This window comes from Frankia tisae, from assembly GCF_025403405.1.
GTDB lineage: Bacteria > Actinomycetota > Actinomycetes > Frankiales > Frankiaceae > Frankia > Frankia tisai.
On record NZ_JANEZT010000078.1, the window covers coordinates 1 to 20295 of the forward strand.

Consider the following 20295-nt stretch of genomic DNA (forward strand, 5'->3'; position numbering starts at 1 on the left):
CCTTCGTGGTCGACACCGACGCGGTGATCCGGTTCAGGTCGATCTCGGCCGACTACCGCTGGCGTGTCGGCCCCGAGGAGGCCCTCACCGCACTGCCCGCGCTCACCCGGTGACGCCCGGTGCGGGCATGGCCGGACCGGAATCCACGGCCACGCCCGCGCCGCCAACCGCTTCACAGCGCGGCGGCGCTGGTCGCCCTGGCGAGGTCCGCGAGCACGACGATGGAGCTGTTCTGCTCCCGAGGTGCCGAACGGGCGCCAGGCCCATCGGCCCGTCTTAAGGGCGCGTAGTCGAAAACCACGGGCGGTGTGTTCCCCCCCCCGGGGCCGGTCAGGCCTTCCCGCCCTCGGGGCCGGGGTAGGGGCAGCGCCGAGGACCGATCCTCGGGCAGCGGTAAGACGGTGATGCGGAAACCAGCGACAGGCGCAGGGTAGCGGCACATCAACGAGCCAATCCCACCCTCGCTACTTCACGTAGTCGAGATCCATCGAGGTGACTGGGAGTCGAACCAACTTATCAGCGCCCTGGCCTGGACACCTTCCGCTCAATTAGTCGTCAGACATTATAGAACTACCTATTTGCCTAGGGCATGATTACCGGTCGCGGTCGACCCGACGTACCACAATAAGAACATCTTGATCTTGACCCAGGACCCTGAGATCGCTATCCGCCCAGTCGCCACGCGCCCCCTGACCAGGGATGATGCCGAGTAAACGGCCAGACGACAACATCATCTGTCGAGTCGAACGCACGTTCCAGACCGCCGCCGCCCACCTCTACCCGATGGACAACAGCTTCGTCACCGGCACCGTGCTCACCGTCGACGGCGGCGCCCTCCTGCTCTGACACCGCTACCGCCGGCCAGGCGCCGATGCGTTTCGAAGAGCCGCATCCTCGTCATGGTTCTCCCACATTTCGTAGTTTCCGCATTCTGCCGTTATCTCGGCCGCCGCCTGAGCCGCAGCGAAGAAGTCGTCGACCACCAGCGAGGTACGCGATGCCGGCACCGCGAGGCACACCTGGTCGGGCGCCAGATCCGGGACGGGCACGTAGCTGATGTCCGGATGCGAGTAGAACACGGTCGCCGAACGGGCCAGGAAGGAGATGCCCCGGCCGGCCGCGACATGCTCGAGCGTCTCGTCCGCCCCGCGCACCAGGTACCCGGCGTTGGGGTGCGGGCGCCTGGTGGGCTGCGTGCTCGCGTCGGCATGCCAGATCAGGGGCTCGCCGCCCAGGTCCGCCTCGGTGATCTGCTCCCGGCCGGCCAGCCGGTGGCCGGCGGGCAGCACCGCCACCCGCGGCTCGGTGTACAGCGGGGCGACGCGCAGGCCGGCCTCGTCGATGGGCAGCCGCACATAGCCGACATCGATGCGGCCGTCGAGCAGCATCGGTGCCTGGTCGTCCCATTCGATCCGCCGCACGTCCACCAGAACGTCCGGGTGCCGGGCGGCGAACAGCTGTACCGCCGGGGTGACCGGGATGCCCGCCCGGAAGCCGACCATGATCCGCCGGCTGCCCCGCGCGGCCACGGTCACCCGGCGGCGCACCGCGTGCGAGGAGGCCAGCAGCGGGCCAGCGTCGGTCAGCAACTGCCGGCCGGCGTCGGTCAGCACCACGCCGTGGCTGTCCCTTGTCAGCAGCGGGGTGCCGAGATCCTGTTCCAACGCACGAATCTGCCGACTGAGCACCGGCTGCGCGATGTGCAGCTCAGCGGCGGCGCGGCCGAAGTGCAGCCTGTCGGCGACGGCGACGAAGTAGCGCAGCTTGCGCAGGTCCAGATCCATGGAGCCTCCCGGTACGGCGATGCCTCCAGAGTATCGCCACCGCCGAAAGAAGTCTTGGACACCCACTCAGGCCAATGGCAGCCTTCATACATGCCCGATGGTGCCGGGGCGAATTCGGTACAAGAATTCGATAGCAGGGCCCAGACCCAGGATGAGCACATCAGGAATCGAGCGCCGTCCACCGCGTTATTCGGCGGCACCGACAACACGGCCGTTAACAACGGCGGGCGGGCACGGCGTCCTGTCCAACGCCAGAAAGCAGGCACACCATAAGCAGCATCAGCATCGTCGGCCTGGGGAACATGGCCAGTGCCCTGGCCGCCCGGGCGCTCGCCGGCGGCAACGCCGTCGAGATCATCGGCCGCGACCCGGCCAAGGCCAAGGAACTGGCCGCCGCGCTCGGCGGCGCCACTGCCGGGACGGCCGGCACCGCCCCGGCCGGGGACATCGTCATCCTCGCCGTGCCGTACGCCAGCGCCGCGGCGGCGGTTCTCGAGTACGGGGACGCACTGCACGGCAAGGTCATTATCGACATCACCAACCCCGTCTCCCCCGATTTCGAGGGCCTTGTCACCCCCGACGACAGTTCCGGCGCGCAGGAGATCGCCAAGGCCGCCCCCGCCGGCGCGCATGTCGTCAACGCCGGCCTGCTGATGCCGGGCCTCATCGCCCATTCCGTCAAGCACGCCAACTTCTTCCTCGGCGTCCGCATTCTCAGCTGAGCGCACCCGCACCACCATTTCTTCCGCCAGATCGCCACAAGGAGCAGCAGCATGCGCGTCTTCGTTACTGGCGGGACCGGCCATTCCGGTTCGTACATCATCCCTGAGCTCATCGCCGCCGGGCACGAGGTCACCAGCCTGGCCCGGTCGGACACTTCCGCGGCGGCGGTGTCCGCGCTCGGCGCGAAGGTGCGCCGCGGAGACCTCCAGGATCTCGACGGGCTCAAGGAGGCGGCCGCGGATTCCGACGGTGTCATCCACGTCGCGCACAGGCAAGACCTGCTTCCGTCCGGCGGGATGGACGCCGTAGCCGCCGCGGAGCTCCCGGTCATGCTCGCGTACGGCGAGGCACTCGCGGGAACCGGAAAGCCGCTGGTTGCGGCGGGGAGCATAGGCTCGCCCGGGAACGGCGGGAACCTGGGCCGGCCGGCCACCGAGGAGGATCCGGCCCTTCCCGCCGGCGATGAGCACAAGGGCACCCTGCGAGCGCGTAACGTCGTGGAAGCCGCCGTAATCGGCCTCGCCGAGCGGGGAGTGCGGTCTTCGGTCGTACGGATTCCCCCCGTCATGCACAGCACGACCGATGCCGGCTTCCTCCCCGCGCTGATCGCGCTCGCGAAGGTGAAGGGCTTCGCCGGCTACCCCGGAGACGGCGCGAACCTGTGGGGCGCCGTGCACGTCCGCGATGTCGCTTCCTTGTTCCGCCTGGCGCTGGAGAAGGGCCCAGCTGGCAAATGCTGGCACGCGATCGGGGACGGGGGCATCCCGTTCCGCGAGATCGCCGAGGCCATTGGCAGCCGCCTGGGCCTGCCCGCCGTGAGCATTCCCGCGGACGAACTGATGCTGCCGGGATACTTCGGGTTCCTCACGGCTGCGGTCACGCTGGACCTCTCGGCGTCCAGCCTCATCACGCGCCGGACCCTCGGCTGGGAACCCGCTCTGCCCGGCCTGCTCGCCGATTTGGACAACGGCCACTACTTCCCCGCCAACTGACGGCAGGGACCCGAATCACAACGAATCCGGCACATGACAATAGTGCGGATCTTCTGGAGGGATGCTGAGAATATGACGACTGTGGGATTCATCGGAAGCGGACAGATCGGCAGTGCCATCGCGCGGCTCGCCATCGAAGCCGGGCACCAGGTCGTGCTCAGCAACTCGCGCGGTCCCGAAACGCTCGCGGACACGGCCGCGGAACTGGGGCCGTGGGCGTCCGCGGCGACGAGCGGGGAGGCCGCGGCGGCCGGTGACATCGTCGTGGTCACGGTACCGGTCAAGGCCTTCCTCGACTTGCCCGCCGCACCACTGGCCGGGAAGACGGTCATCGACACGTGCAACTACGGCCCCGAACGTGACGGCCACATCCCCGAGCTCGACGACACGTCGCTCACCTCGAGCGAACTGCTGCTGCGGTACATCCCGGACACCCTGCTCGTGAAAGCGTTCAACAACATCTTCTACAAGCACCTGCTGTCACTCGCCCGCCCGGCGGGGGCGGGCGACCGCTCGTACCTGCCGATCGCCGGGGACTCCGCGCCGGCGAAGGCGGCGGTGACCGAATTCATCGAATCCATCGGGTACAGCGTCGTGGACGCGGGACCGCTGGCCGACAGCTGGCGGCAGGCGACGGGCACGCCGGTGTGGGGGACCCCATACGGGCCGTACTCGAACGAGAAGGGCCACTCGGCCGGCGAGGACGCCATCCGCGCGGCACTGGCCACCGCAACGCGGTAACCGCACGTTGGCGCGCCGCGGTAGGGTCCGGCCGTGTTATGGCCCCGTCCGGCAGAGGCGGGGCGGCGGTCATGATCGTCTGTTCGGTGATCGCGCAGATCACCGCCCACGGCCGACAATCCTCGACCATGCACACCTGGTGGTGCGCGACGCCCCACCGCGGCGGGTCGACCAGCGTCCCGGCCACGAGCTGTTCGGCTTCAGCCGTACAGAGAGCTCCTGCTCGATGGCGGCGCGGCGGCCCGTACCCACGGCCATGCACCACTCGATCGTGCGCGGCGGTCAGTACATGTCCGTACCCGATCACAAGACCGGGCCGGAACTGTTCGTCGTCCGCACAGTCGTCTGATGTGTCGCCGAACAGAAGCCGGCCCGCCCCGGCGAGTGGAGGTTCACCACCCCTACTCGGCCCCAAGGCCCGGCCGAGCGAAGCTCGGCACTCGGGGGGTTCGGGGGGTCGTCCCCCCGGAAAGCATCACGGCCCGCCGGGAAGCCGATCGAAGATCGGCAACCACGGCGGGCCGGCTCGTGGAGGTGGCGGGAATCGAACCCGCGTCCTCCGGCACCGACACAGGGATTCTCCGGGCGGAGCCTGCTACTTGTTTCTCAGCCCCGTCGGACCCGCAGGCAAGCCGACGTAGGCTCAGTCGCTGTTTGATTTTCCGGCTGACCCCGCGACCGGGTCGGCCGGTGATCCTCCTAGCGACGCCAGATCCTGGGCCGGAGGCATTCCCAGGCTGACGGTTCCCTTACTTAAGCCGCGAGGGCGTAAGAGGAAACAGGCTGCTTGTTGTTGGCAGCTGTTTTTTTGAACGGATCGTTAACGAGATAACCGTTCATCCTCGGCCCGCTTCCCCTGCCTCGACGTCCGAAGTCGAAGCCGATCACCCCCAGGTACGGTTGTCTTGCCTGACACTCCATCCTACCGCAGGACGCCGCCGGGCGAGCGTGTCCGCCCGCCCGGCGGGACACCGGCCGGGTCGACGACGAGCGACGGCCCCGGCGGCCGGACGGAGGCAGAATCTGATGTGCGGCAGCGGGCATGTCGGACCCCCCCGTGATAGTTGTACGGGCAACGGCATCCCGCCCGTCCGCCCGCCCGCCCGGGGAGAGCACTGTGGAAATCAAGGAACTGGGACATCTCGTCCTCTACGTCCGCAACATCGAACGATCGGCCGCGTTCTACCGGGATGTCCTCGGCTGGCGGCAGGTGCTCCCGGCCCCGGCGGACTCCGCCGGCAACGCGCTGCGCTTCCCCGCGGCGGCCTTCTCCTCCGGCCGCACGCATCACGAACTGCTGCTGATCGAGGTCGGCGAGGACGCGGCGGCCCTGCCGGCCGGGCGCCACATCGGGCTCTACCACTTCGGGCTGAAGGTCGGCGACACCGACGACGAACTGCGCGCGGCCCTGGCCACGATCCAGCGGGCCGGCGTCGACATCGTCGGAGCATCGGACCACACGATCACGCACAGCCTCTACATCCTCGATCCCGACGGTAACGAGATCGAGCTCTACGTCGACGTACCGGGCGTCGACTGGCAGTCGGAGCCCCACCTGATCGCCGCCCCGATCCGCCCCCTGCGCCTGTAACGGCACCCGTCGCCACCACCGCGTTCCCTGGCCCCGTCCTTCGCCGTAGACGGTCGATCAGCGGGCGAGGGAGGCGAGGCGGGCGGCCTGGGGCCGGTGACCGGGCTAGTGTCGATAACCGGTTAGGGCCGGTGACCGGGCCAGGGCCGATGACCGGGCCAGGGCCGATGACCGGGCCAGGGCCGATGACCGGGCCAGGGCCGATGACCGGGCCAGGGCCGATGACCGGGCCAGGGCCGATGACCGGGCCAGGGTCGATGACCGGGCCAGGGTCGATGACACTGTGTCGATGACGCCGCCGACGCCTCCCCCGCCGTCGACCGGCCCCATGCCCCCGACGCACACCACACCGTCGACGACGACCGTGCGGGATCGGCGACAGGTGGTGTTGCTGGTGGCGTTGGCGGGCCTGACGGGGCTGGTCGACGCGACCAGCTTCCTCGGGCTCGGCCGGGTGTTCGTGGCAAACATGACCGGCAACGTCGTGCTCCTCGCGTTCGCGCTGGCGGGAGCGCCGGGGCTGTCCGCGGACCTGTCCGCGCTCGCGTTGGCCGGCTTCCTGATCGGCGCGGTCCTCGCCGGGCGCATCGGCAGGGCCCCGGCGCTGCGCCGCGGACGCCGGGCTCGGTGGCTGACGGTCGCCCTGACCATCCAGACCGGGTTGATCATCGCGGCACTGATCGCCGCATCCCTCACCGGCGAGAGCAGGGCGGATCGGCCGTACGCGATCATCGTGCCGTTGGCCGCCGCGATGGGGCTGCAACACGCGACGGCGCGGCGGGTGGCGGTCCCGGAGGTCCCGACCAACGTGCTGACCACCACCCTCACCGGCCTGGTCGTGGACTCCCGGCTGGCCGGTGGCCCCGGCCTTCACGTGCCGCGCCGGCTCGCCGCGCCAGTCGCCATGTTCACCGGCGCGCTCATCGGCGGCGCACTCCTGCTGCACGTCGACCGGATCGTGCCGCTCGCCCTGGCGGCGGCGATCGCCACCGGCTGCCTCACCGCCGCCGCCACGGGTCGACTCATCGCACCCTGATACCGATCGCCTCGTACTCGTACTCGTGGCCTGTGGTGGCCGTAGCCGTAGCCGTAGCCGCGCCCAACGCTCACCGACTGTTGGTGCTCGATCGGATTTGCGAAACCGCGACTATCTCGGACCACCGTTCCCTCGGGGGCCGCCTCTCACCGGCCTGGCATCCGTCTTCCTTGCCAGATGGCGGTCAAATCGCGCCGAGGGCTAAGAACGGTTTCGGACCGGAAAACCGCACGCAGGCCTCGGCACGATTCTGTATTTGATCGATTACGGAAAGAGGCGACAGCGGATTGGGGTTCATCCGTTGACAGATGGGCGCGGTAGAGGGCGGGCGTCAGAAACCAGTTCGTCGACCCGGTTGTCAGCGACCCGGTTGTCAGCGACCGGAGTGCAGAGGAGGGCCCAGGGCTCGTCGCGCAGCCTGGTCATCACCAGGGTGATGGCCGGACCGCCGGCGACCAGATCCCGGCGACGGGGCAGCAGGCGGCGGCGCAGCTCCTCGACGTCGCCCGCGAGCCCACGGCGACGGATCTCCAACGACCCGATCCCGCGCCCGCGTAGCTCGCCGGCGAGCCGACGGACATCGAAGGGCAGGCTCGCGGCAATCCGCAGCAGCCGGGCGAAAGGGCTGGCGACGGGCTCGTCCGAACTGAGGAAGGCGATCATCGGGTCGATCTGCCAGGCACCGAGCCGGCGCGCGAGCTCACCTACCAGGCCGGCCCGGGTGACGGCCGGGCTCGGGTCGTAGAGGTACTGCCCAGGGGCGGCGACCGGGCCGCCGGGCTCCGCCGGGTCCGGGATGCCTACCAGACTGACCGGCCTCCCACCGGGCAACGCGGCCCCCGACGACCCGAGCGCTCCGGGCCGCGATGGCGACGGCAACGCGGACGAGGACAGCGGCGCGGGATGAAGCACGGTCGCGCGGCGCTCGGTCGTGGCCAGGGCCGGGGAGAACAGCACGGCCTCCTTGAGGTCGCGGCCGTCGGCGACGAACTCGATCTCCCAGCCGGGCGGGACCTGGTCGGTCGCGAGGCCCGGAGCCGCCTTCACCGCCACGGCCGCGACCCGGTCGGCGAGGGCGAAGCACCAGGGCAGCGGCGGTTCGCTGGCCCGCGAGGCCAGCCTGCGGTCCCCGGTGCGCCGGGCCGGGTCGACGAAGACCCCGTCATATCCGGTCAGGTCGGCGTCGCGGACGTCGGCGAGCAGTGTGTCGACCCGGTGTGCCCCGTGGACGGCGACGTTGAGCGCGGCCATCCGCAGGTGCATCGGGTCCCGGTCGACGAGCAGGATCTCCCGGCCGGGCGCCAGGGCGAGGGCGTCCCCACCGATTCCGGTGCACAGGTCGGCCAGCCGGCGCAGCCCGGCGAACCGCGCCGCCCGATGCTCGGCCGCCGCCTGGGAGGACGCCTGCTCCAGCCCGGCGCGGGTGAAGAACATCTCCTCGGCGCGGGCGAACTTGGCCGCCGCCCGACGCCGCAGCTCCGCCTGGGTGAACGCCGCGGCGACCAGCCCGACGGGCACACCCTCGGCCCGCAGCCGCGTGCCGACGGCAAGCTCCCGCGCCGCGATCTCGCCCCCGCCGCCGGCCCCGCCGGAGTAGACCGCGGCCGCGGCGGCAAGCACCGCACCACCGTCGGCGGTCAGCAGGGCGTCGAGCTGGGCCAGGCGCTCGGAGTCGGGGCCGGTCAGCGGTAGCGGCCCTTGACGCGCCGGCCCATCTCCCGACTGATCTCCCGCTCGACGTCCCGCTCGGCGAGGGCGTGCCGCTTGTCGTACGACTTGCGGCCGCGAGCCAGGGCAATCTCGATCTTGGCGCGGCCGTCCTTCCAGTACAGGGCGAGCGGCACCAGGGTGAGGCCACCCTCCTGGGTCTTGCCGATCAGCTTCTCGATCTCGGCCCGGTGCAGCAGCATCTTGCGCTTGCGCCGCGGGGCGTGGTTGGTCCAGGTGCCCTCGGTGTACTCGGGGATGTGCACGTTGTGCAGCCAGATCTCGCCGTCGCTGATCTGGGCGAACCCGTCGATCAGGGAGGCCCGCCCGGCCCGCAGCGCCTTGACCTCGGTGCCGCGCAGCACGAGTCCGGCCTCGTACGTGTCGAGGATGTCGTAGTCATGCCGGGCGCGCTTGTTCTGCGCGATCGACTTGCGCCCCGTCTCCCTCGGCACCGTCTGCGACCCTCTTCCCACTTGCCGCGCATTCGCGGAACGTCCCCGAACCTACGTCCTGCCGACGCCCCCGCCCAACCGGCTGGTGGGCGCCACAGCCGTCCACCATTGTATCGATCATGCGGTGGCTGTATCGATCATGCCGGCCGCTCAGACGCGCAGGTGCCGACGCAGCGCGATCGACGCCATCACCGCGGCGGCCAGCATGCCGGCAGCGAGGACCACGACCGCCGACTCCCAGACCGGGGCCCAGCCGAACAGTGGGAACATCGTCTGCCGCGCGAACTGGCCGTCCACCAGGAAGACCTTCGCCGCGACCAGCACACCGGCGGCGAGCAGGCCGCCGACCAGACCCGCGACCGCGCTCTCCAGCACGAACGGCGCCCGGATCGTCCCGTTCGACGCCCCGACGAGCTTCATGATCGCCGTCTCCCGGCGGCGGCCGTGTGCCGAGATCCGGATCATCGTGTAGATCAGCGCGAAGGAGGCGAGCGCCTGCACCGCGGCCAGGGTGAAGGCGCCGACCGTGAAGGCGTCGAGGAAGCGGTACAGCGGATCGAGCAGGGCTCGCTGGTCACGCACCGCCTCCACCCCGTCGAGACCCGTGTAGGTGACGACGATGTCGCGCGATGCCCGGGGGTCGGCGAGGGTCAGCCGCAGGGCCGCGGGCAGGTCCTCGGGCCCGACCCCGGCGACGACGTCGGGCGAGCCCCGGAAGTCCCGGCGGAACCGCTCGTACACCTGCTTCTTGGTCTCGTAGCGGACGCCGGCGATCAGCGGGTCGCGACGCATCTCGGCCTCCAGCGCGGAGCGCTCGGCGGGAGTGATGCCGTCGGAGAGGTCGACGACGACCTCGATCTGGTCGAGCAGGAAGCCGTCGATGGTATGCACCTGGGCCCGCAGCAGCAGGCCCGCGCCGAGCATGGCCAGGCAGATCGTGACGGTGACGATCACTGCCCCGGTCATCGCCAGATTGCGGCGCAGCCCGGTCCAGAGCAACGAGGCCAGCGGGCCCGGGCGCATCAGCCGACCGGGCCGCTGCGCGCCGGCGCCGCCCACGGGCTGTGCTCCCCGGCCGGTGCCGTCCCTGCCGGTTGGGCGGGCACCACCCCTGGCGGGGACGCGGACGGCGGCGGGGACGTGGACGGCTGTAGTGGCTGCGGCGCGGTCTGGTCGTAGCGGCCACCGGCCTCGTCCCGGATCAGCGCGCCGTCGCCCAGCTCGAGCACCCGGCGCCGCATCGCGTCGACCAGGGACGCGTTGTGGGTCGCCATGATGACGGTCGTGCCGGCGCGGTGGACGGCGTCGAGCAGACTCATGATCTCGATGCTGGTGGTCGGGTCGAGGTTCCCGGTCGGCTCGTCGGCCAGCAGCACCCGAGGGCGGCCGACGAACGCCCGGGCGATCGCGACCCGCTGCTGCTCGCCGCCGGACAGCTCGTCGGGATAGCGGTCCGCCTTCTCCCCCAGTCCGACCAGCTCCAGCACTTCGGGGACGACGCTGCGTACGACATGGCGGGGGCGCCCGACCACATCGAGGGCGAACGCGACATTGGCCGCCACCGTCCGGTTCGGCAGCAGCCGGAAGTCCTGGAACACGCAGCCAACGATCCGGCGCAGCTGCGGGACCCGCCGGTCCGCGATCCGCGCGACATCACGACCCGCGACGATGACCTGCCCGCTGGTCGCACGTTCCTCCCGCAAGAGCAGCCGCAGCAGTGTCGACTTGCCCGATCCGGACGGTCCCACCAGGAACACGAACTCTCCGGCGCCGATCTCGGCGCTGACGTCGATCAGGGCGGGCCGGGCGCCGTTGGGGTACCGCTTGCTCACCGAGCTCAGGACGATCACCACACCCTCCTCACGACAAGCATCAGATCACATACATTCCGTGACGGAGATGGTAGGACGTGGACGGAGCCCGACCGCGCGGCACGCGAAGGCGAGCCGCGCCGACCCGGATCCCGCCCGGCCGCGGCCGACGGCCCATACCGGGCGCCAAACCGCGCACGGGGGCCAGGCCGTTCGGCACGCGCTGTACGGCAGCAGACATCCGACGCTCACAGGCAGGGCGAAGGGGCGCCCGCGGGCGTACCGTAAGAGCCAGTCGATCGTCCGGATCTCGTTCCGGCGACCGGGCGGGAGACGACCGGCGCGGCGATCGGCCGGGGTTCTCCGGAGGGACCTGCAATGATCCCTCGGATCCGCGGTCGGCGTGCCGCGGTGGGAAGGAGGCGGCATGGGCAGCGAAGACCTGGTCTGTGCGCGCTGCTCGGGGCTGGTCATCGAGGGCCGGTGCCCCACCTGCCGCGCGTCCCGCGAGTACCTCCGCCGAAACTCCGCGACGATCTCTCCGCAGATGATCATCACGATCATCGCGATCATCATGGTGCTCGCCGCTCTCGCTGTCCGCCAGGCCACCTGAGCCCGGCGCCGGCCGCCGGCGCCCACCTTCCGGCCAGCGCGCGCCACTACGCGCGCCGGGCACTCAAGAACTGCGTCGAACGTTGGCAGTCGGTGAAGTCCGGGCACGAAATCAGCCGAAGCCCGGTTCCAGCCGGTTCTGGAGCGTCTCCGATGTCCCCACACGTGCTCGCCCGGCGCCCTGCGCGGAAGAGCCCGCGCCGCGGCGGCCGGGCTCGGGCCCGCCGGCTGATCCCGCTCGGCGTCGCACTCGCGGTGGCCGGGTTCGGAATGGTCTCGTGCGGCGGCGATTCCGAGCCCTCCGCTGCGGGTGCGGCGACCGCCCGCTCGGCGGCTGCAAGCTCGGGGGCTACAGGCTCGGGGGCCGTGGCGGGAACGGCGCCGGGCCCTTCACCGGCGGTGCGCACTGTGGTCACCGGGCTCGCCGCGCCGTGGGACGTCGCCTTCCTGCCGTCGGGCGAGGCGCTGATCAGCGAACGCGACAGCGGGCGGATCCTCCGGCTGCCGGCCGGCGCGGGGCGGGCGACCGAAGTGACGACGCTGCCCGGCGTGGTCCACCGCGGCGAGTCGGGGCTGCTGGGGCTCGCGGTCTCCCCGAGCTTCGCAACCGACCGATTCGTCTATGCCTACTACACCTCGGCCACCGACAACCGGATCGTGCGTTTCCGACTGGCCGGCGACCGCGCCGAGCCGCCCACTCCTGTTCTCACCGGGCTCGCCGATGCCGCGGTCCACAACGGCGGCCGGATCCGGTTCGGACCCGACGGCCTGCTCTACGCGGGAGTCGGTGACGCCGGGGTGCGCTCGCGCGCGCAGGACCGGACGAGCCTCAACGGCAAGATCCTGCGGATGCGCCCCGACGGGGGCGTCCCGCCGGGCAACCCGTTCCCCGGTTCCCTCGTCTACAGCCTCGGGCACCGCAATGTCCAGGGCCTGGCCTGGGACTCCGCCGGCCGGCTGTGGGCGTCCGAATTCGGCCAGGACCGGCTCGACGAGATCAACCTGATCGTTGCGGGCGGGAACTACGGCTGGCCCGGTGTCGAGGGCAGTGGCGACACCGACGGCGGCCGGTTGCGCAATCCCCTGGTCACCTGGAGCACGGCGGAGGCCTCCCCGAGCGGGATCGCGATCCGCGGCGACGTCCTCTACGTGGCAGCGCTGCGCGGGCAGCGGTTGTGGGAGCTCGACCTGGCCGGGGCGGCCGTGCGAGGCCGGCCGCGGGCATTGTTCACCGGCGAGCTGGGCCGGCTGCGCGCCGCGGTGGCCGCCCCGGACGGCTCGGTGTGGCTACTGACCAACAACACCGACGGACGCGGCACACCCAAGCAGGGCGACGACCGCATCATTGCCCTGCGCTAACCGCCCGCGGCATCACCGAGCAGGCGGCCCCGGTACGGCTTGCCCCCAGCAGAGGTGGGGGCAGAATGCGCTCGCCCAGGCAGGCGGCGACGTTTCAGGCTGCCCGAACGGTGAAGCCGGGACTGTTCGTCGCGGAGCCAGGGGTCAGCGGGCGCCGAACAGTTCCCTGTAGCGCTTCGAGGATTTTGGGTTCAGGTCCGGTTTGTACAACGAGGACAGGACGTTCGCCGGCTCGGAGGTGTTGTAGTAGGCCTCGTAGGCCAGATCCGCCGCATTTGCCACGAACATCTCATGCATCTTGCCGATGTAGAAGGGATTGTCCTTCCCGCCGCCGTTCGACCAGGCCACCCCCCACTCCGGGACGGCGAACTTCTTGCCGTGATCATGGGCGAACCGGATCACCGTGCACAGTCCGGACCGCTGGTGGCACTGGCGGTCCCAGCTCGCCTCGTTGGTCGACGGGGGAAAGAAGTCGTACGAGTCGACGCTGACGACGTCGACGTACTGGTCGCCGGGATAGGCATCCCACACGTCCTGCCCGCTCCCGGGAAGCTTGTCGGTATGGGCGTTCATGTTCCAGTCGATTTTTACTGTCGGTGCGGTCGACCGGATCGCGGTCACCGTTCGACGGAAGCACGTCTTCCAGGTCTCGACATTACGCACGTGCCAGTAGTTGAAGGCACCGTTGAACTCCCATCCGAGGCGGAGGTAGGCGTCGACTCGACCGAACTTCGTCAGCGTGGCGCCGAAGGTGCGCCAGTAATTGTCGTAGGCGCCACTGGCGCAGGTGGCCTCGTCACCGTTCTCGGGGAATGGCGGTTGCGCGATCGACAGTTCACCGGGGAACTTGTCCCGGGCGAAGGCCGCTGTCGGCCAGTCCGCCGAGACCAGGCTGTACCAGTCCTTACGGCTGGTGAAGACGATCGCAACCCCGATCTTACGGCCGGTGAACGTACCCCAGGCGTTCACGTCGGCCGGGTAGTTGCCGTTGGTGCCAGATACCCAGTGCACTCCCGCCGGCTCCGGCTCCGGCGAGCTGGAACAGGCCCCTAGTCCTGTGGCCAGCAGCCCGATGATCAGCAGCAGCAGCGACACGAGATGCGAGCGGGGGCGCCGGCCACGCCCGGCGATCATCCGGCGGCCCCCCATAAGATCCCCAAGATCGAATGCCCCCCCTGATCTGCAGCGGCCCGCGTTCTCCCGGCCGCGCCCCTGCAAAGCCACGCCGAAAGGTCGACCCTAACGTAAGGGTGGATTCTTGTTCATTCCGGATCCCTGGCACCGGGAGATGCAAGCCCCGGGGATTCCGGCAGGGTCGTCGGGCCCACGTGCCCGCCACGATGAACAGCGCGGGGCGAGATCAGACGGGCGTGACCAGCATGCGGCGCGGCTCAGCCATGCCGATCGGATATGTCCGGGGCGCGCCGGGCAGACGGGGCGCCGGCGATCTGGTCGCGCAGGCGCACCACGTCGCCCACGACGATGATGGCGGGCGAGCCGATGCCCGCCTCGGCGGCCAGCTCCGCGATGCCCGACAGCGGGCCGGTGAGAACCACCTCGTCGGCGGTGCCCCCGGCGTGGATGACCGCGGTCGGTGTGTCCGGACGCCGGCCGCGCTTGACCAGCTCTCGGCTGATCCCCGCCAGCGCCGCGACACCCATCAGGACGACGACCGTGCCCGGCCCCGTGGCCAGGGCGCCCCAGTCGACGGTGGAGCCGGGGTGGGAGGGGTCGACGTGCCCGCTGACGATGGCCACGTCCTGGGTGATGCCACGGTGGGTGACCGGGATGCCGACGAGCGCCGGGACGGCGACCGCGCTCGTCACCCCGGGAACGATCTCGCACGGCAACCCGGCCGCGGCGCAGGCCAACGCCTCCTCGCCGCCGCGGCCGAAGACGAACGGGTCGCCGCCCTTGAGCCGCACGACGCCAAGACCGCGCAGGCCACGGTCGACGATCATCGCATTGATCTCGTCCTGGGTCAGGTTGTGGCCGTGCGGCGCCTTGCCGGCGTCGATGATCTCGGCCCCGGGCCGGGTGTCGGCCAGCAGCTCGCGGGGGGCGAGGCGGTCGACCAGCACGACGTCTGCGATCCGTAGCAGGCGCAGGCCGCGCACGGTGATGAGGTCCGCGGGTCCGGGCCCGCCGCCGACGAGGGCCACCCAACCCCCCGGGGGTCTCTCCACGCCGGTCACCTCCATCGCCGCCCGCGCATCCGTCGTCCGCATCCGTTGGGTTTTTCGCCGTTCACCGGACGCCGGCATTCGACGGCATCGGAAAATGCCGCCCGCGTCCACACGCACATGTTCCCGCCGCGCCACGCCGCGCCGGACCGGTTCGGCGATCAGCCTTCCCGGCCGAGCCGCCAGCGCGCCGCGCGATATGCCCGCCAGCCGGACCGCAACCCGCGCCGGGCGCTCGTGAGTGCGTCGCGGTGCCCCTGGCTTACCAGCCGCAGGATGTCGGCGGCCCCGGCCGCCCGGTCCACCACCAGCCGGCTGATGCCGAACCGGGACTGCGTCGGCTGGTGCAGTCGGTAACCGACCTCGCAGGCCGAATCGAAACCGGCCGCCGCGACCACGTGCCGGACCGACGCGCAGTGGTACCCAAAAGGATAGGAAAAGCTGTCCGGACTACGCCCGGTCTTTTCCTCGATCATGCGCCGGCTGGCGGTCACGTCATAGCGGGCGAGGGCCGTCGGCACTACGTCCAGTTCCAGATGGCGATGACCGTGCGAGCCCAGTTCGATCCCCTCCCCCGCGAGATCGGCCAGGTCGGACCAGTCCAGCAACGGAAGATTTCGCTCGCTGTAGCCGTCCAGCCAGGTGGCGCGCCGGCCGGGGTAGGCGGTCGGGATGTACAGGGTGGCGCTGGCGCCGGCCGTCTGCAGCGCCGGCAGCGCCGTGGTCAGGAAGTCCTCGAAGCCGTCGTCGAAGGTGATGGCCACCTGCCGGCGGTGTGGGTGGCGGAGCGCGTCGGTCAGCCCGGTGAGATGGTAGCCACCGGCCGCGAGGGCCCCGAGCTGCTCGGCGAACATGCCCGGCGGGACCTCCCAGCGCCGGAAGTCGGCGCTCACAGAGTCACCCACGCTGTGGTACATGAGGACGGGCAGGGGCATCGGGGGCGCCTCGTCCAGCACTCCGGAGGCGCCACCGGGCAGCGCGGTCGCCAGGGCGGTCACCTCGTTCCCGTACCCGCGCCGACCCGTGTCACACCCGGATCGGGCCGGACATTTCCGTGCATATACCTGTGTGCATTCATCTGCAGGGACACAGGCCGTACTCCCTCCGCGACGACGGTGCGCAATCGTGGACGAACAGGTGACACGGGCGAACATCCCATCGGGTGAAGTAGTGCGCGAACCAGCCCAGGAGGCCGAAACTAAAACATCGAACGGTCCGCAAACTACCCGGGACTCTACACGCGCATACCGGGCGTGCCAATGGCATCGGGAGATCCGCCGGAGACGTCACCCGAGGGTGGTCTGCGCGGTCCCGACCCACTCGCAGCGCGGCCTGGATCCGGCGGCTGGCCGGATCACTGCCATTTCATCGGGTGTTCATCACGGACACGGGCGAACTCAAAACCATCCGGTAAACCAGAGGAACACGGATGGATCATCTCCAGGAAGGAGCGACCGGTGAGCGGGGAACAACGCCGGCCGACTGCGCGAATATTCTCACGCCTGATTTTCGGCGGCCCGCCGCCAGCGGATCTCGGCATCGACGAACTCGTCGATCTCGCCGTCAAGAACGCCGCCGGTATTCGAGGTCTCGGTGTCGGTGCGCAGGTCCTTCACCAGCTGGTAGGGATGCAGGACGTAATTGCGGATCTGCGATCCGAAGGAGACGTCCTGAGGTCCCCCGGTGATGCGCTGCTTCTCCGCGGCCTCCTCGGCGCGGCGGCGCTCCAGGAGCTTCGCCTGCAGCACGATCATCGCGGCGGCCTTGTTCTGAAGCTGGCTGCGCTCGTTCTGGCAGGTGACCACGATGCCGGTGGCCAGGTGGGTGATACGGACCGCCGAGTCGGTCGTGTTGACCCCCTGGCCGCCTGGGCCGGAGGACCGGAAGATGTCGATCCGCAGGTCCTTGTCGTCGATGTCGACGTGGTCGGACAGCTCGACGACCGGGGTCACCTCGACACCGGCGAAGGAGGTCTGCCGCCGGTTCTGGTTGTCGAACGGCGAGATGCGCACGAGCCGGTGCACCCCGTGCTCGCTGCGCAGCGTCCCGTAAGCGTAGGCAGCCTTGACCTGGAAGGTGGCGGACTTCAGGCCCGCCTCCTCCGCCTCGGAGGTGTCGAAGACCTCGGTGGGGTAACCGTGGCGCTCGGCCCAGCGCAGATACATCCGCAGCAGCATCGCCGTCCAGTCGGCCGCGTCCACGCCCCCGGCGCCCGCGGAGAGCTGCACGATGGCGTCCCGCTCGTCGAACTCGCCGGACAGCAGGGTGCGCACCTCGAGTGCCGAGATGTCGGCGCTCAGTGATGGCAGGTCGGACGCGGCCTCGGCGAGCAGATCGTCGTCGCCGAGATCCGCGGCGGCGGCCATGTCGTCGAGCCGGCGGCGCAGCCCCTCCACCCGGGAGATGTCGCCGCGGGTCGACGACAGGCGCCGGGTGACGACCTGCGCCCGGTCCTGGTCGGACCACAGGTCGGGGTCCGCGGCCTGCCGCTCCAGCTCCTCGGCGCGACGGCGCAGCCCCTCCACGTCGAGAACGGACTCGATGCCGCCCAGCGTCGCATCGAGCTGCTTGATCTCCTCGGACAGGTCGACGGCCATGGTGTTCACCTTACCGGCGCCACCCGGCGACCACGGGCAGGACTGATCTTGGCCTGGTCCACGACGGAGCACGGCGGTCGGGCCGGGGGTCCCCCGGACCGGGGCCGGCCGGCACGCCGCGAGATCGTCCGTCCACGAACCAACCGACCGCCGGATAGGGCGGTCGGAGGCACCTGGCACCGCCCACGCCCGTCGCGCCGGCACCGGGCGGCGGTCGTGAAAAGCCATACCGATGAAACATTCAATGACATCACGACATCAGTCTGAAACACGGGATGCGGACTCGTGAATATCCGGCCAACCGACACCCGTACCGCGGACAATCCGGACGGTAGCCACACCACCTACCTGAGCGGGCCACCGCTGGGATGCCGGTCGACACCAATCCATGGAGAGATCTGTCCCACATCGCCGGGCGCGCACGAACCCGCGCACTTGTGACCGCCGAACGATATCTTTGATCGCGGCGCTTCGCCGCCGAATTCGACGGACACATGGTTCCGCGGGGCAGCGTGGTCCCGTCGGCCATCGGTCGGCCACCAGGCCGCCACCAGGCCATGGCCAGGAGACCAACGAACACGGACACACGATTAATACCGGCCGGAGTGGGTTGAACAGTAAGTGCCGGGCCGCTTGTCAGGAAAAGCGAGGGAGGCCGCCATGGGGACCCAGCTCTGTCATCCGACCGACCGAGGCTCGCACTTAGACCTGGCGAGTCACCGTCCCGTCGCGCTCCGCCGGCAAGCAGACGGCGCAGCGATCACCCCCACCCGAGCACGAAGGGTGCCCTCGTGTCCGAAGTCTCGAACCGGCGGTCCGTGCTGGTCGCCACCGGCCTCGCGGCGGTGGGCTCCATGAGCCTGGGCGGCGACGCCTCCGGGTTGCACGACGCCTGCGCCGCCGCGTTGAACGCCGCGGTGGACGCCTACGAGACCACCGATCTCAGCGCGACGGCCGCAGCCCTGGTCCCCCTCGAGCGCACCAGCAGGACGGTGCCCGGCGAGCACCGGCTGCGCGGGCGGGCCGCTCTGGACTGGATGCGCCTGCACGCCGCCGTGACGACCGCCGCGGCAGCCGTGGCGTACGACCGCGGCCAGCACGCCGACGCCGCCACCCGGGCGGACCGGGCCGCCGCCCTCGCCCGCGCCGCCGGCGACGGGCCGCTCGCCGCGCGGGCGCTGGCACTGCGCGCGCGGATGGTCCGCCCGCACAGCCCGGCGGTCGCCCTGCAGATCGCCGGGGTGGCCGCGCGGATCGCCGGGATCAGCTCCACCCGCGCGCTCATCGCCGGCAAGGTCGTCACGAGTGCGTGCGCGGCCACCGGCGACGCCCCCGGGGTGCGCGATGCGGTCGCCCGCGCCTGGCAGACGATGGAACGCCTCGGCGACGACGACTTCGGCTCCCCCGGCTTCGCCCTGGAGACCTACTCCCCGGCGGACCTCGCACTGGCCTGTGCCGAGGCGTTGACCACCGTCGGCGCCGCCGACGAGGCCACGCCGCACCTGGAGCGGGCCGAAACGCTCATCGCCGGCTCCGGCCAGACCGGCATGGTGGTCTCGGTACGAATGGCGCAGGCCCGCGCCGCCCTCGCTCGGGAGATCCCCGACCGGGAAGAGGCCGCCTCCTACGCCGGCCAGGCGGTCGCCCTGTCCGCCGCACGGCCCGCGCAGTGGCTGGCCCGGCTCGTGCGCGACGTGTCGGACCTGGCCGACCTGCGCACCGGGCAGGGCCTGGACGATCTCGTCGACGCCACCACGCCCTGGCTGCACGCGAGCTGGGAGGCCGAGCCGGGCCCGCAACGGCCGGCGGCGCGCTTCGGCGTCCCCGGTCCGAGCGGCGTCATGGTGCAGCGGGCTGGCGGACCACCGACTGTGCCTGTGCCCCGGCTCGCACTGTGACCGGCCCGACCCCGAGATAGCCCACGACCGGCAGGTTGACCACGCGTACCCCCTCCACCTCCACCGTCATCGCGTCGACGAGGCTGGAGGTGAGGGCCGTGCGGCCGCTCGGGTCGGCCTGCTGCTGGTACTGCTCGACGGTCGCGTTGATGTCCGCCAGCGGGAGCTCCTCGAAGGCGCCCTTCGCCGTGTAGATCGCGTTCTCGTCGATGCGCTGCGCGGCCGCGAGCGCCGCGCCGTCCGCGGCCGAGGCGACCGAACGGCGGGCCAGATAGACGGCCGACACGTCGGTCACGACGACGACGAGCATCGCGGCGACCATCAGATAGCCGAGCGTGAGGATCAGGATCGTCCCGCCGTCGGCGCCGACGGCCGCGGCCCGACCGCCGGTCGCCGGGTTCCGCCGCAGGTCACCAGGCATGCGCTTCTCCCCGTCCGGGATCGCCGGGCACCCCACACCAGCGTCCTTCGCCGATCCGCCGCCCGGCGTCCTCGCATTATAGGAGAATGCGCCACGTACAGATCATGCGGCGCACATACTTCCTCGGGGACGAAGGATCGTGACTGAAGGGGCGCCCGGGACGCTCGTCGCAGAGCGTTTCCGGCTGGTCGAGATGCTCGGCCGCGGCGGGTTCGGGACCGTGTGGCGGGCATTCGATGAAAGGCTGCGGGCCGATGTCGCGTTGAAGGGAATTCGACGCCCGGCCGATCTGTCCGAGGCTGAACGGGACGAGATCGAGGCTCGCCTGGACCAGGAATTCCAGATCTCCGCCGCGATCGGAACGTGTGCCCCGCAGGCCCCGCAG

General features: G+C 70.7%; 21 protein-coding genes, 1 other RNA gene and 1 pseudogene. 11 read left to right on the top strand and 12 right to left on the bottom strand.

The window, feature by feature from the left end:
- Window positions 1-172: 172 nt before the first annotated feature.
- Window positions 173-301 (bottom strand): hypothetical protein, encoded by a 129-nt coding sequence (locus NBZ85_RS10085; RefSeq protein WP_261555844.1) that lies wholly within the window; start codon window positions 299-301, stop codon window positions 173-175.
- A 401-nt stretch (window positions 302-702) separates the two neighbouring features.
- On the opposite strand from NBZ85_RS10085, the gene NBZ85_RS10090 reads away from it, so the two are divergent.
- Complete coding sequence (locus NBZ85_RS10090) at window positions 703-846, top strand: hypothetical protein (RefSeq protein WP_261555851.1); 144 nt, start codon at window positions 703-705, stop codon at window positions 844-846.
- A gap of 5 nt (window positions 847-851) precedes the next feature.
- Here NBZ85_RS10090 and NBZ85_RS10095 read toward each other — a convergent pair whose 3' ends face one another.
- Window positions 852-1784: a LysR family transcriptional regulator gene (locus NBZ85_RS10095; RefSeq protein WP_261561852.1), complete on the bottom strand. Its 933-nt coding sequence runs from the start codon at window positions 1782-1784 to the stop codon at window positions 852-854.
- Window positions 1785-2068: 284 nt separating this feature from the next.
- Between NBZ85_RS10095 and NBZ85_RS10100 the strand changes: the two genes are divergently transcribed.
- The 4 genes from NBZ85_RS10100 (at window position 2069) to NBZ85_RS10115 (ending at window position 4589) form a co-directional block, all read left to right on the top strand.
- Entirely contained in the window at window positions 2069-2506 is a 438-nt protein-coding gene (locus tag NBZ85_RS10100) for an NAD(P)-binding domain-containing protein (RefSeq protein WP_261555887.1), read from the top strand.
- Between the two features lie 51 nt (window positions 2507-2557).
- Window positions 2558-3499: an SDR family oxidoreductase gene (locus NBZ85_RS10105; protein ID WP_261555855.1), complete on the top strand. Its 942-nt coding sequence runs from the start codon at window positions 2558-2560 to the stop codon at window positions 3497-3499.
- Window positions 3500-3571: 72 nt separating this feature from the next.
- Window positions 3572-4240, top strand: coding sequence for an NADPH-dependent F420 reductase (locus NBZ85_RS10110; protein ID WP_261561853.1), 669 nt, complete (start codon window positions 3572-3574; stop codon window positions 4238-4240).
- A 139-nt stretch (window positions 4241-4379) separates the two neighbouring features.
- Entirely contained in the window at window positions 4380-4589 is a 210-nt protein-coding gene (locus NBZ85_RS10115) for a hypothetical protein (protein ID WP_261555858.1), read from the top strand.
- 177 nt (window positions 4590-4766) lie between these two features.
- On the opposite strand, the gene ssrA is transcribed toward NBZ85_RS10115, so the two are convergent.
- Window positions 4767-5132: a transfer-messenger RNA gene (gene ssrA, locus NBZ85_RS10120) on the bottom strand.
- 225 nt (window positions 5133-5357) lie between these two features.
- On the opposite strand from ssrA, the gene NBZ85_RS10125 reads away from it, so the two are divergent.
- Together NBZ85_RS10125 and NBZ85_RS10130 are read left to right on the top strand one after the other, a co-directional pair.
- On the top strand, window positions 5358-5831 hold the full coding sequence (locus NBZ85_RS10125; RefSeq protein WP_261554767.1) for a VOC family protein: 474 nt from the start codon (window positions 5358-5360) through the stop codon (window positions 5829-5831).
- 328 nt (window positions 5832-6159) lie between these two features.
- Entirely contained in the window at window positions 6160-6867 is a 708-nt protein-coding gene (locus NBZ85_RS10130; protein ID WP_261554766.1) for a YoaK family protein, read from the top strand.
- 294 nt (window positions 6868-7161) lie between these two features.
- On the opposite strand, the gene NBZ85_RS10135 is transcribed toward NBZ85_RS10130, so the two are convergent.
- The 4 genes from NBZ85_RS10135 to ftsE all read right to left on the bottom strand — a co-directional run bounded on the left by NBZ85_RS10135 (window position 7162) and on the right by ftsE (window position 10879).
- Window positions 7162-8529 (bottom strand): class I SAM-dependent methyltransferase, encoded by a 1368-nt coding sequence (locus NBZ85_RS10135; RefSeq protein WP_264761516.1) that lies wholly within the window; start codon window positions 8527-8529, stop codon window positions 7162-7164.
- Between the two features lie 20 nt (window positions 8530-8549).
- A complete protein-coding gene (gene smpB / locus NBZ85_RS10140) occupies window positions 8550-9029 on the bottom strand; it encodes an SsrA-binding protein SmpB (protein ID WP_261554764.1) in 480 nt (159 codons plus the stop codon).
- A 150-nt stretch (window positions 9030-9179) separates the two neighbouring features.
- Window positions 9180-10052 (bottom strand): permease-like cell division protein FtsX, encoded by an 873-nt coding sequence (gene ftsX / locus NBZ85_RS10145; protein ID WP_261554776.1) that lies wholly within the window; start codon window positions 10050-10052, stop codon window positions 9180-9182.
- Window positions 10052-10879 carry a cell division ATP-binding protein FtsE gene (gene ftsE, locus NBZ85_RS10150; RefSeq protein WP_261554763.1) on the bottom strand — a complete coding sequence of 276 codons (828 nt, stop codon included), beginning with the start codon at window positions 10877-10879 and terminating at the stop codon, window positions 10052-10054. Before ftsE ends, ftsX begins: the two co-directional genes overlap by 1 nt.
- Before the next feature lie 388 nt (window positions 10880-11267).
- Between ftsE and NBZ85_RS10155 the strand changes: the two genes are divergently transcribed.
- Both NBZ85_RS10155 and NBZ85_RS10160 read left to right on the top strand, forming a co-directional pair.
- The gene (locus NBZ85_RS10155; RefSeq protein WP_261554762.1) at window positions 11268-11453 is read left to right on the top strand and encodes a hypothetical protein; all 186 of its coding nucleotides are present in this window, start codon (window positions 11268-11270) and stop codon (window positions 11451-11453) included.
- 152 nt (window positions 11454-11605) lie between these two features.
- Window positions 11606-12811 carry a PQQ-dependent sugar dehydrogenase gene (locus tag NBZ85_RS10160; RefSeq protein ID WP_261561854.1) on the top strand — a complete coding sequence of 402 codons (1206 nt, stop codon included), beginning with the start codon at window positions 11606-11608 and terminating at the stop codon, window positions 12809-12811.
- 144 nt (window positions 12812-12955) lie between these two features.
- Here NBZ85_RS10160 and NBZ85_RS10165 read toward each other — a convergent pair whose 3' ends face one another.
- From NBZ85_RS10165 to prfB, 4 genes are all read right to left on the bottom strand, one after another.
- A complete protein-coding gene (locus NBZ85_RS10165) occupies window positions 12956-13945 on the bottom strand; it encodes a glycoside hydrolase family 26 protein (RefSeq protein WP_261561855.1) in 990 nt (329 codons plus the stop codon).
- Between the two features lie 257 nt (window positions 13946-14202).
- A complete protein-coding gene (cobA, locus tag NBZ85_RS10170) occupies window positions 14203-15012 on the bottom strand; it encodes a uroporphyrinogen-III C-methyltransferase (protein ID WP_261554775.1) in 810 nt (269 codons plus the stop codon).
- A 143-nt stretch (window positions 15013-15155) separates the two neighbouring features.
- Window positions 15156-15992, bottom strand: coding sequence for a polysaccharide deacetylase family protein (locus NBZ85_RS10175; protein ID WP_261554759.1), 837 nt, complete (start codon window positions 15990-15992; stop codon window positions 15156-15158).
- Window positions 15993-16490: 498 nt separating this feature from the next.
- Window positions 16491-17591 (bottom strand): peptide chain release factor 2, encoded by a 1101-nt coding sequence (prfB, locus tag NBZ85_RS10180; protein ID WP_261554758.1) that lies wholly within the window; start codon window positions 17589-17591, stop codon window positions 16491-16493.
- 791 nt (window positions 17592-18382) lie between these two features.
- Here prfB and NBZ85_RS10185 point away from each other — a divergent pair.
- On the top strand, window positions 18383-19489 hold the full coding sequence (locus NBZ85_RS10185; RefSeq protein ID WP_261554757.1) for a hypothetical protein: 1107 nt from the start codon (window positions 18383-18385) through the stop codon (window positions 19487-19489).
- On the opposite strand, the gene NBZ85_RS10190 is transcribed toward NBZ85_RS10185, so the two are convergent.
- The gene (locus NBZ85_RS10190) at window positions 19431-19910 is read right to left on the bottom strand and encodes a pilus assembly protein TadG-related protein (protein ID WP_261554756.1); all 480 of its coding nucleotides are present in this window, start codon (window positions 19908-19910) and stop codon (window positions 19431-19433) included. The two genes, NBZ85_RS10185 and NBZ85_RS10190, sit on opposite strands and share 59 nt — an antisense overlap.
- 139 nt (window positions 19911-20049) lie before the next feature.
- Between NBZ85_RS10190 and NBZ85_RS10195 the strand changes: the two are divergent.
- Window positions 20050-20295: pseudogene (locus NBZ85_RS10195) on the top strand (serine/threonine-protein kinase); the annotation flags it as partial.